This is a genomic window from Arthrobacter sp. CAN_A212 (assembly GCF_015752345.1).
Taxonomy (GTDB): domain Bacteria; phylum Actinomycetota; class Actinomycetes; order Actinomycetales; family Micrococcaceae; genus Arthrobacter_D.
This window is the reverse complement of the sequence record NZ_JADOUT010000006.1, coordinates 127,589-140,539: the sequence shown is the minus strand read 5'-3', so window position 1 is coordinate 140,539 and position 12,951 is coordinate 127,589. Positions and strand designations below refer to the sequence as shown.

General features: G+C 64.8%; 6 protein-coding genes. 2 read left to right on the top strand and 4 right to left on the bottom strand.

The annotated features are described in order from the left end of the window. On the top strand, positions 1–208 hold a 208-nt coding region (locus tag IWX64_RS16995; protein WP_334683196.1), incomplete at its 5' end, for a hypothetical protein. A gap of 149 nt (positions 209–357) precedes the next feature. On the opposite strand, the gene glgB is transcribed toward IWX64_RS16995, so the two are convergent. From glgB to IWX64_RS07245, 3 genes are read right to left on the bottom strand one after another with little or no spacing between them, the layout of a single operon-like run. Continuing rightward, positions 358–4,056: a 1,4-alpha-glucan branching protein GlgB gene (gene glgB / locus IWX64_RS07255; RefSeq protein WP_196866473.1), complete on the bottom strand. Its 3,699-nt coding sequence runs from the start codon at positions 4,054–4,056 to the stop codon at positions 358–360. Beyond that, positions 4,056–5,822: a maltose alpha-D-glucosyltransferase gene (treS, locus tag IWX64_RS07250; protein ID WP_196866472.1), complete on the bottom strand. Its 1,767-nt coding sequence runs from the start codon at positions 5,820–5,822 to the stop codon at positions 4,056–4,058. The genes glgB and treS overlap by 1 nt, the downstream gene beginning before the upstream one ends. After that, positions 5,822–7,879: an alpha-1,4-glucan--maltose-1-phosphate maltosyltransferase gene (locus IWX64_RS07245; protein WP_442859040.1), complete on the bottom strand. Its 2,058-nt coding sequence runs from the start codon at positions 7,877–7,879 to the stop codon at positions 5,822–5,824. The genes treS and IWX64_RS07245 overlap by 1 nt, the downstream gene beginning before the upstream one ends. Positions 7,880–8,057: 178 nt before the next feature. Here IWX64_RS07245 and glgP point away from each other — a divergent pair, with 178 nt between their 5' ends. Continuing rightward, positions 8,058–10,670, top strand: coding sequence for an alpha-glucan family phosphorylase (gene glgP, locus IWX64_RS07240; protein ID WP_196866471.1), 2,613 nt, complete (start codon positions 8,058–8,060; stop codon positions 10,668–10,670). A 201-nt stretch (positions 10,671–10,871) separates the two neighbouring features. On the opposite strand, the gene glgX is transcribed toward glgP, so the two are convergent. After that, the gene (gene glgX, locus IWX64_RS07235; RefSeq protein WP_196866470.1) at positions 10,872–12,944 is read right to left on the bottom strand and encodes a glycogen debranching protein GlgX; all 2,073 of its coding nucleotides are present in this window, start codon (positions 12,942–12,944) and stop codon (positions 10,872–10,874) included. Positions 12,945–12,951 lie beyond the last annotated feature (7 nt).

The following is a 12,951-nucleotide window of genomic DNA, read 5'->3' as shown; positions in this document are numbered from 1 at the left end:
ACACCACGGGGTGGCATCATGCAGCCAAATTCAACCAATCAATAAAACAATCGGTATCAACAAACATGGCACACTATTGAGTTCTCAAACAACAGACACACCCGGCACCAAACAGAACCAAACCGTTCCATCATCGCTCCGGAGCAACTTTTCAAACTTACCGGCTAATCATCTTCGGGTCAAATCGGCTGATCCTTCCAATCTCTGAGTCCTACTGCACTCTGAGACGAACCGAAGTTTTGGGGTGATCAACCGGTCAATTCCCTCGACCAGCGCGGATATAAACTCTAGCACCCTTCGGCCGAGGTTGTAAATCGGCGGGGAGGCCGGGCTGACGAAGCCCGGCCCCACGCCAATCTAGGCCTTCTTTGGCGCCAAGTAAACGACACCCAGGGGCGGCACCCGGAGGTCGGCGTAAGCCGGCTGTCCGCTCCACGGTCCTTCAACGGAAGTCACACCGCCGGAGTTGATGACCCCGGATCCACCGAATTCCTCAGCGTCGGTATTGAGCACTTCTTCCCAGTCGCCAGACCAAGGGAGTCCCACCCTGAATCCTTCGTGCGGCGCGCCAGCGAAATTCGCGATGCAGACCAGCGGGTTGCCCTGGCCATCCCAGCGAATGAAGGACAGCGTGTTGCGTGCGCCGTCGTTCTCGTCGATCCACTGGAATCCGGACGGATCGTTATCGCGAAGATAAAGAGCCGGGGTGTCCCGGTAGATGCCGTTCAGCGACCGCACCAGATGCTGGACCCCCTTGTGCGCGGGAGTGTCCGAGAGCCACCAGTCAAGACCGTGCTGTTCCGACCACTCAGATTCCTGGGCGTACTCAGTGCCCATGAAGATCAGCTGCTTGCCGGGGTGGGCCCACTGGAATGCCAGGTAGGCGCGCACACTCGCGAGCTGCTGCCAGCGGTCACCAGGCATCTTGCGCAACAGGGATCCCTTACCGTGCACAACTTCGTCATGGCTGATCGGCAGGAGGAAATTCTCCGTGTAGGCGTAGACCATTGAGAACGTGGCCTTGCCGTGGTGGTAGCCGCGGTTGACCGGGTCTTCGGCCATGTACTCAAGCGAGTCATGCATCCAGCCCATGTTCCACTTCAACCCGAATCCGAGCCCGCCGCCGCTGGTGGCGCGGGTAACTCCGGGGAACGAAGTGGACTCCTCGGCGATCATGACTATGCCCGGCACCCGCTTGTAGGCGGTCGCGTTGACCTCCTGCAGGAAGTCAATTGCCTCAAGGTTCTCCCGGCCGCCGAGGCGGTTCGGTGTCCACTGGCCATCCTCACGGGAGTAGTCCAGGTAAAGCATCGAAGCGACAGCGTCCACACGCAACCCGTCGATGTGGTATTCCTCCAGCCAATACAGTGCGTTGGCGACGAGGAAGTTCCTCACCTCGCGACGACCAAAGTCGAAGATTAGCGTTCCCCAGTCGGGGTGTTCCCCAAGGAACGGGTCGCCGTGCTCGTAGAGGGTGCCGCCGTCGAACTGGGCCAAGGCGAACTCGTCTTTGGGGAAGTGAGCCGGCACCCAGTCCATGATGACGCCGATGCCCGCCTGGTGCAGTTTATCCACCAGATACTTGAAGTCATCGGGATGACCGAACCGCGAGGTTGGAGCGTAGTACGAGGTCACCTGGTAGCCCCAGGAGCCGCCGAAGGGGTGTTCCGCAACAGGCATCAGCTCGACGTGGGTGAAGCCCTGCCACTGGACGTATTCGGTGAGCTGGTCAGCAAGCTCCCGGTAGTTCAGTCCAAGTCGCCACGAGCCGAGGTGCACTTCGTACACACTCATGGGTCCGTTGTGGGGATCGGCTGCAGCGCGCGCCGTCATCCATTCGTCGTCCTGGAACGTGTACCGGGATTCGACTACCCGCGACCCGGTCAGCGGTGGAATTTCAGTCCCACGTGCCATCGGGTCCGCCTTCTCGCGCCACTGGCCGTCGGTGGCGAGGATCTCGAACTTGTAGCGGGACCCTGCCTCGGCTCCGGGAATGAAGATTTCCCAGAAGCCTGAACTGCCCAGCGCGCGCATCGCGTTGATTGAGCCGTCCCAACCATTGAAATCGGCCTTGACGCGCACGGCCTGAGCGTTGGGCGCCCAGACAGCGAAGCTGACGCCGTCGATATCGCCCAGCACCGAGGCGTAGTGACGGACGTGGGCACCGAGAGCCGTCCAGAGGGTCTCGTGGCGTCCTTCCGCCAGCAGGTGCATGTCGATCTCGCCCAGGGTGGGCAGGAAACGGTACGGGTCATCGACCAGTTGCGGGCTGCCGTCGTAGGTCACTTCAAGCCGGTAGTCGGGAACGTGCCCGGGGGTCTCCGACTCGATGGTGCCCACCCAAATGCCGTTATGTTCATGCTCGAGCTCAACCCGGCCGCTGCCAGTCACCACCGTGACCCGCTGTGCCAGCCGGCGCAGGGTCCGGATGGTCACCTGGGTCTGCCCTTCAAGGTGAGCGCCCAGGACAGCGTGCGGCTGGTGGTAGCGACCCTCGGAGACCGCCTGGAGGACATCCTCCGGGTGGTTGATCCGACCGGTCACCGCTGAGCCGCCACTGGTCGCGGCGACTGCCGCCGAGGTTGCCACGGGGTCGACGGCGATCATCGGATCGATCGGACCCGCGGACGCGGGAACGGCAGCCGAAGCCTGCACCGAGGTGGCCTCTCCCTGCCCGCTGAGGGCACGGCGCACGTCCCGAACGGGAATGTCCACCCAGTCCGGACGATTCCGCAATTCGTACACGACCTCGTACAGCGCCTTATCCAGCCAGAGGGCAAGGAACAGAGGGTCCGCACGGTCGATCGGCATGCCGGTCTGCTCCTGGTAGCCGGCAGCGAAGGCGGCAGCGGCAGCCACGGTCCACTGGTCGGCGGCCGGAATGGCAGCGTCGTTGCCGTGGGCTGCCGCCGCGCCGGCGTACTCAAGCGACCGGGTCATGCCGACGACGTCGCGTAGCACCACGTCGGGTACCGAACGCTCCGCTGCGGGGCGCAGCGGCTCACCTTCGAAGTCCAGGACCAACCAGGATCCGTCCGGGGCGTTGAGGACCTGGCCCAGATGGTAGTCGGAGTGGATGCGCTGCAGATCGGGCAGGGTCGTGACAGCGCGGACACGGTCCACCACCCTGGCAACCTCGGCTTCAAGCGGTCCGACGATATCCCGGGCTTCATCCCACGCCCATTCGATCCGCTGGACGAGGGTCTCGATGAACTCGGCGCGTTCGGCTTCGCTTGCTGCCCGGCTACCGAAGGCCTCCCCGAGCTGGGAGTGGATACGTCCGGTCACCCGGCCCAGTTCGGCTGCCTCGGCAGTGAAATCGGTGTTACTTGCCGCCGCGGCTGAGGCAGTCCGCCAAGCGTCGGTGCTGTCGTCGATGAAGTCGCGCAGCACACTGAGGTGGCCGGTCAGCCACTTCCCCTCGGCGTTGGTGTCTTCCCAGCTGCCAGTGACCCACCCGTACGTGGCCGGGACGTCGACGGATCCGGCATCCGTCAGCTTGGCACTGACCTGTACGTCGGGGCTCTCACCCGGGGCCAGCACGCGGAAGAACTTGATGATCATCGATCCGGCTTTGGTCTTGACCACCACTGAGGTGTTGGACTGCTCGCCCTTGAGGACCGTCGGCTTGAGGGACCGGGCGAACCGTTTCTGGTCGGCGAAGGCCCCCTGGGGAGCCCCCTGCGTCCGCCCGTCCTCGGTGACCCCACCGGAACGGATCAGCTCCATCCACGCCGTGACGAACACCGGATCGTGGGTGGCATCGTAGATCCACCGGTGGCCGAGTTCGGAGTGCTCGGCTTCACCGATCAGCGCGGCCTTGGCACCCCGAAGGGGAGCCTTCCGGTAGCTCAGCGGAACCTGCACAATGTCCTGGCGGGTACCGGTGTCAACGGCGATCAGGTGGACATCGAGCCCCACCTCACCTTTGGGGTCCTCCAGCCGGATGCCGCCGACCCGACGAAGTTCAAACTCGCGGCCTTTGGCAGGGAACCACCGCTGAGCGGGTAGCCAGGTTGCAAGAAGTTCTGGAAAGGTCGGCGTCATTTTGGGCATTATTTTGCGGCCTCCGGAGCTTGGATGACGGGCAGTGCTTCGGTGAGCGGTGAAGCGGTGTTTGAGTTGGCCGAGCGCAGGCGCAGCCAGTAGAAGTCGTGGCTGCCCAGCGTCAGGGTGAGGGCGCCGTCGCTACCGAAGGCGGGGAAAGGGGTGCCGCCGAAGAGGTCCCGCAGACCCCGATCGGCGTATTCGGGCAGTTTCAGTTCGGCGGCCACGGGGTGCTGCGAGAGGTTGAACACGCAGAGCACTACCTCCGGCTGTTCACCCTCATCGTTGCCGGGCGCAACTTCACGGATGAAGGCCAGGACCGATTCCGCCTCGGTGGGTACGTTGCGGTAGGACCCCAGGCCGAACGCGGGGTGGGTGCGCCTAACGGAGAGCATTTGCCGCATCCAGTGCAGCAGGGAACTGGAGCTGGCCAGCTGGGCTTCCACGTTGACGTGGTTGTAGTGGTAGACCAGCGACTGCACTACGGGCAGGTACAGCTTTCCGGGGTCCGCGGTGGAGAACCCAGCGTTCCGATCGGGGTTCCACTGCATCGGGGTACGCGACGCGTCGCGATCCTCAAGCCAGATGTTGTCACCCATCCCGATTTCGTCCCCGTAATACAGGAACGGGCTGCCCGGCAGGGACAGCAGCAGGGCGTGGATGAGTTCCACTTCGGCGCGCGAGTTATCGAGCAGCGGGGACAGCCGACGGCGGATACCCACGTTGGCACGCATCCTCGAATCCGGGGCATACCAGCCGAGCATCGCTTCGCGTTCCTCGTTGGTGACCATTTCGAGGGTGAGCTCGTCGTGGTTCCTGAGGAAAGTGCCCCACTGGGCCCCCGCGGGAATGTCGGGGGTTTCGGCCATCGTCTCGATGATCGGGCCGGCCTTCTGGTCACGCAGCGCGTAGAAGAGCTTGGGCATGATGGGGAAGTGGAAGCACATGTGACACTCGGGGCCCTCGGCGTCGCCGAAGTATTCGACCACCTCGTCCGGAAGCTGGTTGGCTTCCGCGACGATGATGCGGCCGGGGTAATTCTCGTCCACCATCGTGCGCAGGTCCTTGAGGAACGCGTGCGTCTGGGGAAGGTTCTCGCTGTTGGTCCCTTCCTCTTCGAACAGGTAGGGAATGGCATCCGCGCGGAAACCATCGATGCCCTGGTCGAGCCAGAATTTCACGACGTCGAACAGCGCCTCGATCACCTTGGGGTTTTCGAAGTTCAGGTCCGGCTGGTGTGAGAAGAACCGGTGCCAGAAGAACTGCCGGCGGACCGGGTCGAAGGTCCAGTTTGATTCCTCGGTGTCTACGAAGATGATGCGGGCATCCTCGTACTTTTCGTCGGTGTCGCTCCAGACGTAGAAATCACCGTAGGGACCATCAGGATCGTTCCGGGATTCCTCGAACCAGTGGTGCTTGTCCGAGGTGTGGTTCAACGGCAGGTCGATGATGACGCGCACGCCGCGGGCGTGGGCCTCGGCAACCAGCCGCTTGAAATCACTGATGGTGCCGAACTCGTCGAGCACATTGTAGTAGTCGGCAATGTCGTAGCCGCCGTCGCGCAGCGGCGACTTGAAGAAGGGCGGCAGCCACAGACAGTCCACCCCCAGCCACTGCAGGTAGTCCAGCTTGTCGATCAGACCGGAGAAATCGCCCGATCCATCGCCGTTCGCATCCGCGAATCCGCGCACCAGAACCTCGTAAAATACGGCCTTGCGGTACCAGTGTGGGTCATGCGCGAGACCGGGCGCGTTGAGTTGAAACGGGTTAGCCACTAGGGCTTCCTCCTGAGGTAAAGAATGTGTGCTGGTTCCACATGTGGGTCCAGCCTGACGTAGTTGTGGGTGCCCCAGACCCAGCTCTGCCCGGTGATGAGATCGTCCACCCAGAAGGTGCCGTCCTCATTGCAGTCCTCCGGATCAAGGGCGAGGGCGTCGAGGTTCAGCGAAACAGTGCTTTCCCGGGCCCCATGCGGATCGAGGTTTACCACCACGATGATCGTGTCCTTGGCGCTATGGTCACCGCCGACGTTGTCCTTGTGCTTCGAGAACACGAGGGTTGCCGAGTCGGAGCTGTGGTGAAGGGTGAGGTTTTCCAGGTCGCCCAGCGCCGGGTGGTCCCGGCGGATGTGGTTAAGCCTGGTGAGGTAAGGCGCCAGGCTGCGCCCCTCGGCCTCGGCTCGCTTGAAGTCGCGGGGACGATACTCGAACTTCTCGTTGTCGATCGACTCTTCGGCGCCCGGCCGCGCAACATGCTCGTACAGTTCGTAACCCGAATAGACACCCCAGAGTGGGCTGGCCATGGCGGCGAGCACCGCCCTGATCTTGAATCCCGCAGGTCCGCCGTACTGGAGGAATTCGGTGAGGATATCGGGGGTGTTGACGAAGAAGTTGGGGCGGAAGTAAGGCGCGCTGACCTTGCTGACCTCGGTGAAGTACTCCTCGAGCTCGGTTTTGGTGTTGCGCCAGGTGAAGTAGGTGTAGGACTGCTGGAATCCGGCCCGGCCCAGCGCGTGCATCATCGGCGGCCGGGTGAAGGCTTCGGCCAGGAAAACCACTTCAGGGTGCTCGCGGTTGACCTCACGGATGAGCCACTCCCAGAACACCACCGGTTTGGTGTGCGGGTTATCCACCCGGAAGATCTTCACCCCGTGGCTGACCCACAGCAGAACGATGCGCAGCACCTCGTTCGAGAGACCGTCAGGGTCGTTGTCGAAGTTGATCGGGTAGATGTCCTGATACTTCTTCGGCGGGTTCTCCGCGTAGGCGATGGACCCGTCCACCCGCGTGGTGAACCACTCGGGATGGGAAATCACCCAGGGGTGGTCCGGGGACGCCTGCAGGGCAAGGTCCAGGGCGATTTCCAGGTTCAGCTCGTTGGCTCGTGCCACGAAGGCGTCGAAGTCGGCGAAGGTACCCAGGTCTGGGTGGATCGCGTCATGCCCACCCTCCGCGGCGCCAATGGCCCAGGGTGATCCGGGATCGCTGGGGCCAGCGGTCAGTGTGTTGTTGGGCCCCTTGCGGTGGGTGCGTCCGATCGGATGGATCGGCGGAAGGTAGACGACGTCGAACGCCATGTCCGCGACGGCGTGAAGCCGCTCGGCGGCGGTGACGAAGGTACCGGAGGTCCACTGCCCGGCGGCCGGGTCGTAGGTGGCCCCTTCGGAGCGGGGGAAGAACTCGTACCAGGACGCGCGCCCGGCGAGCTCGCGTTCCACCAGGATGCGGTAAGGCTGGGACACCGTGACCAGGTCACGCAACGGTTCGCGGTCGATGGCAGCCAGAATGTCGGCTGATTCACCGGCGGCCAGCCGCTCGCCGGCCGGAAGTTCGGTGTCCGCGAGGATCCCGGCGGCAGCGGTGAAGACCTCTGCGTCCTGGCCCGGGCGGGACTTCGCCGCGTTGGTGAACAGGGCTGCGCCTTCGGCGAGCATCAATTCAACGTCGACGCCGGCGGCGATCTTCACTTCGGCGTTGTGGTGCCAGGTACCGTACAGGTCCCCCCACCCTTCAATGACGAAGGTATAGCTGCCGGCCGACGGCGGGCGCAACTGGCCCTCGTACCGGTCAAGCCCCTGGCCCACCGGCCTCAGGCGTACCCGCTGGACCTCGTCGCCGGCTCCGGACAGCAGGACCGCTGAGACACCCAGCTGGTCATGCCCCTCGCGGAATACCGTCGCGCCGACCGTAATGTCTGATCCGGGGATCGCTTTGGACGGGAAGGCACCGCCGTCCACCACTGGCGCAATGTTGGTAATTGGAATTCGTCCGAACCGCAGATCTTTGCCGTCTATCGGCTTCCTGGCGGTACGTCCCTTACGTGGTGGCTCTATTGAAGTCGTCACAGGTTAGACGTTAGCGAGTATTTGCCGAGATTGCTAAGGCGCGCGGACGTAACATGTGCGCATTTAACTGTTGAGTAGACCGATAACACAAACGTTTACTCTCAGTTGCTCTCATCGGCGGTGGCATGCCCACCTGCGCCCGGGAAAGTACGCTAGCCTTTCCCGGGTGAAGGCAATCCGCAGATTTACAGTCCGTACCGTTCTCCCCGAAAGCATCGCCCCACTGGGCAAGCTGGCAGGCAACCTGCGGTGGTCGTGGCATTTGCCGACCACCCGGTTGTTCCGGGACCTCGACCCGGTGGCATGGGAGGCGAGCGGCCAGGACCCCGTCACTTTCCTCGGCTCGGTCACCCGCGAGCAGCTCAGCCAGCTTGCCGACAACGAGCGCCTTGTCGCCCGGATTGCCGAACTGGGCAGCGACCTGGACAAGTACCTGACCGAACCGCGCTGGTACCAGTCCCTCGGCGAGGACGCACCGCGCTCAATCGCCTATTTCTCCCCTGAGTACGGCATCAGCGCCGTCCTCCCCCAGTACTCAGGCGGCCTCGGCATCCTCGCTGGCGACCACCTCAAGGCCGCCTCCGATCTGGGCGTTCCGCTCATCGGCGTTGGGCTGCTCTACCAGGCCGGGTACTTCAAGCAGTCACTCTCCCGCGACGCCTGGCAGCAGGAAACCTACCCGGTCCTCGATCCCGACGGCCTGCCCCTGACCCTCCTCCGCGAGGAGGACGGCAGCCCGGCCAAGGTGGTCCTGCCCCTGCCCGCCGGACGGCAACTGATCGCGCACATCTGGCGCGCCGACGTCGGCCGCGTCCCCCTCCTGCTCCTGGACTCCAACGTTGCTGGCAACGATGAGGCCGCCCGTAATGTCACTGACCGCCTCTACGGTGGTGGCGGCGACCAGCGCCTGCAGCAGGAACTGCTGCTGGGCATGGGCGGCGTGAAGGCGCTGCGCATCTTCGAACGCCTCACCGGCACCCCGGCCCCCGAGGTGTTCCACACTAACGAGGGCCACGCCGGCTTCCTGGGGATCGAACGGATCCGGGAACTGATGGACCCGTCCAACCTCTCGCCGATGAGCTGGGAAGAGGCGCTGACCGCGGGGCGCTCCTGCACCGTATTCACCACCCACACCCCGGTCCCCGCGGGCATCGACAGGTTCGAGAAGTCCCAGATCGAGCACTTCTTCGACGCCGGGCTGGCACCGTCAGTACCAACGGCGAAAATCCTCACCCTCGGCGCCGAGAACTACGAGAGCGGCGACCCCCAGAAGTTCAACATGGCGGTCATGGGATTGCGCCTGGCCCAGCGTGCGAATGGCGTGGCCAAGCTACACGGTGTGGTGTCCCGCGGCATGTTCTCCGGGCTGTGGCCGGGCTTCGACACCAGCGAAGTCCCCATCTCCTCGGTCACCAACGGCGTGCACGTCCCCAGCTGGGTTGACCCGCTGATCGCCGACTTCGCCAAGGAACGCTTCGGCGCCGAGTCGGTGCTCGATCCGCAGTGGTCCAACGTGTACGACGTCGAGGACTCGGACATCTGGGCCCTGCGCCGCCGAATGCGGTCCAACCTGATCGATGACGTCCGGCAGCGCCTGCGGTCCTCGTGGAAGAAGCGGGGCGCGGCCGACGCCGAGCTGGCGTGGACGAACAACGTGCTTGACCCGGACATCCTCACCATCGGGTTCGCCCGCCGGGTGCCCACCTACAAGCGGCTGACCCTGATGCTCAGGGATCCCGCCCGCCTGAAGGCCCTGCTGCTACACCCGGACAACCCGATCCAGCTGGTCATTGCCGGAAAATCGCATCCGGCCGACGAGCAGGGCAAGCGGATGATCCAGGACCTGGTCCGGTTCACCGACGACCCGGAGGTACGCCACCGAATCGTGTTCCTGCCGAACTACGACATCGCCATGGCACGCACCCTGTTCCCCGGCTGCGACGTCTGGCTGAACAACCCGCTACGGCCGCTCGAGGCCTGTGGCACGTCAGGGATGAAATCGGCTATCAACGGCGGACTCAACCTGTCGGTGCTCGACGGCTGGTGGGATGAAATGTACGACGGCGACAACGGCTGGGCCATCCCCACCGCCAACAACGATGCCTCCCCCGATGAGCGCGACGACATTGAGGCCTCGGCGCTGTACGACTTGCTCGAGGAGCAGGTGGCACCACGGTTCTACAGCACGGTGCGCTCGGAAGGCGCCGGCGCTGCGGGACCCTCGGAGCTCTCCCACGACGGCGTCCCGCACCAGTGGGTGGCCATGATCAAGCACACCATGGCCAACCTGGGGCCGGCGGTATCCGCCGAGCGGATGCTGCAGGACTATGTCAGCCACCTGTACCAGCCCGCCTGGCGGGCGGGTCGTCTGGCCGCCGAGTCCGACTACGCGGCAGCGAAGCACACCGCTGCCTGGCGGTCGCGCATCAACGACGGCTGGTCGGCTGTCCAGGTGGAACACGTCGACTCAATCGGCGTCGCCGAGGATCCCCAGATCGGTGATTCGCTGACGATCAACGCCTACGTGTCGCTCGGTGCCCTCTCCCCGGAGGATGTCGCCGTCGAGGTGGCATACGGTCGGGCTTCCGAGAATGACGAGCTCAGCGAGGTGGCCCTGGCCGACCTTGAGGTCTCCGAGAACCTCGGAGCGGGCCGGTACCAGTTCTCCGGCGGAGTGACGATCGACCACTCAGGATCCTTCGGGTACACCGTCCGGGTGCTGCCGAAGCACATCAGCCTGGCCTCGAAGTCCGAACTCGGACTGGTCGCCAACGCGTAGGACAACAAACTTGCAGGCCCAGCGCCTGTTCAGCATGAGCGGCAGTCGCGCCAGAGTTTCCTGGTGTGGGTGCCGCTTTTGCGTGGCCGGAAAACGGCGTACCGGCAGGGCTGCGTACCGTCAGGGCCACGCCTCAGCACCCCTACGCGAAGGGGAACCCGGGGTGCGGGTGAGACCTGCCGCTGAATCCCGGCGGCGGGGCTAGACCCGGTACACGCTGATCGAGTTGGCGGGGACGAGGTCGGTCTCGCCCGGGCCCACCCTCGCGCCGCGCCGGCGGTCCTGGTCGCCGGCGGTGGTGTAGCGCAGCTCGAACCGTTTGATCGTCGGCAGGCCGTTATCCTCCAGGGCGCTCCTGCTGGGCAGGGTAATCCTGGCGTCCTCCATGCTGCCGTTGATCACCACCAGCCCGTCCAGGATGCCGTCCGGTGAGCCGAGGAGCAGCTGAACCGTCCGTGATCCGGGGTCGTTCCACTGGTCCTGGCTCATGATGGTGCCAGCCGGGTTGAACCAGTGCAGGTATGAACTGTCGTCCCGCGCCGGGTAGCCGTGCGGCTGGTGTGCCAGGAACTCCCGCCGGATCCGCAGCAGGGAGCGGGTGTGCTCCAGGAGATGGCGGGCGTCGTCGTCGTGATCCCAGTGCAGCCAGGCGAGCTCGTTGTCCTGGCAGTAGGCGTTGTTGTTACCGCGCTGCGACCGGCCGAACTCGTCCCCGGCGGTGATCATGGGAACGCCGAGGGAGAGCAGCAGGGTAGCCATCAGGTTGCGGGATGTCTGGGACCGCGCCGCGGAGATGGCCTCCTGGTCGGTGGGGCCTTCCATGCCGTGGTTATAGCTGCGGTTGTCGTTGTGGCCGTCACGGTTCTGCTCGCCGTTGTTCTCGTTGTGCTTGCGGCTGTAGGCGGTGAGGTCGGCGAGTGTGAACCCGTCATGGGCGGTGATGAGGTTGATGCTCGCGACGGATGTCCGACCCGAGGGTGCAAAAAGGTCGGTGGAACCGCTCAGGCATCCGGCCAGGCGGGCCACGGTGCCCGCGGCGCCGCCTGCTGCGAGGCTGGCCTGGTCGGTGAGCCAGAAGTCGCGCACGGTGTCGCGGAAACGGTCGTTCCAGTCGGCCCAACCCTGCGGGAAGTTGCCGGTCTGCCAGCCGCCCATCCCAATGTCCCACGGTTCGGCGATGAGTTTGATGCCTCGCAGGGCGCGGTCGGCGCCGGCGGCAACCAGGAAGGGGTGGCGCGGCGTGAAGGTGTTGGTCTCGTCCCTCGCCATTGACACGGCCAGATCAAAGCGGAACCCGTCGATGTGGAATTCCTCCACCCAGTACCGCAGGGAATCTAGGGCCAGGGCGACCACGCGGGGGTGGGAGAAGTTCAGGGTGTTGCCGCAGCCGGTGGTATCCACGTAGCGACCGTGATCGCCGGGCCGGTAGTACTGCTGCTCGGCCAGCCCGCGCCAGCTCAGCGCCGGGAGGTCCGGGGGGCCCTCGGCGGTGTGGTTGTACACCACGTCCAGGAGCACCTCGAGGCCTGCCTCGTGGAGGAGCTTCACCATTCCTTTGAACTCATCCTGCACGGCCCGGGGCCCCGCGGCGCGGGCGGCCTCGGTGGCGTAGCCAGGGTGCGGGGCAAAGTACCCGAGGGTGTTGTAGCCCCAGTAGTTGGTCAGCCCCAGCGGACCGAGATGCGGTTCATCGATGTGGAAGTGGACAGGCAACAGTTCCACCGCGGTGACGCCCAGCTCCCTGAGGTGTCGGATCATGACGGGGTGCGCGAGCCCCGCGTAGGTGCCCCGCAGTTCCGCCGGGATGTCCGGGTGCAACCGGGTGAGCCCCTTGACGTGCGCCTCGTAGACCACCGTGTCGCGCCAGTTGGTCCGGGGTGGGGCGGAGGTTCCCCAGTCGAATCCGTTGTCCTGGACGTAGACCGACCAGTAGACCGGTCCGGATTCGGTGTCCACTGTGTCGATGGCCCGCGTATACGGGTCGAGGAGCAGCTGGGAGGTGTCAGGCAGGGCGGTTTCGACCGGCCAGAACGCGTAGCGCACCGAATCGGCGAGCCCCTCCACCACGCCATGGTGCACCCCGTGGGTGTAGTCCGCCAAGGTGGTGGAGTGCCAGGCGCCGTCCTGACCCTGGTAATGCACGGCCAGGGCCGACACTCCGGGCGCGTAGACGGCGACGTTCACGCTGTCCGCGGGGGTGGAGCGCCCGCGGGAGCGGTGCACTCCCAGCGGGAACTCGCTGGACGGGGGGCTCAGTTCGAGGGAGACGCTCATGGCGGGT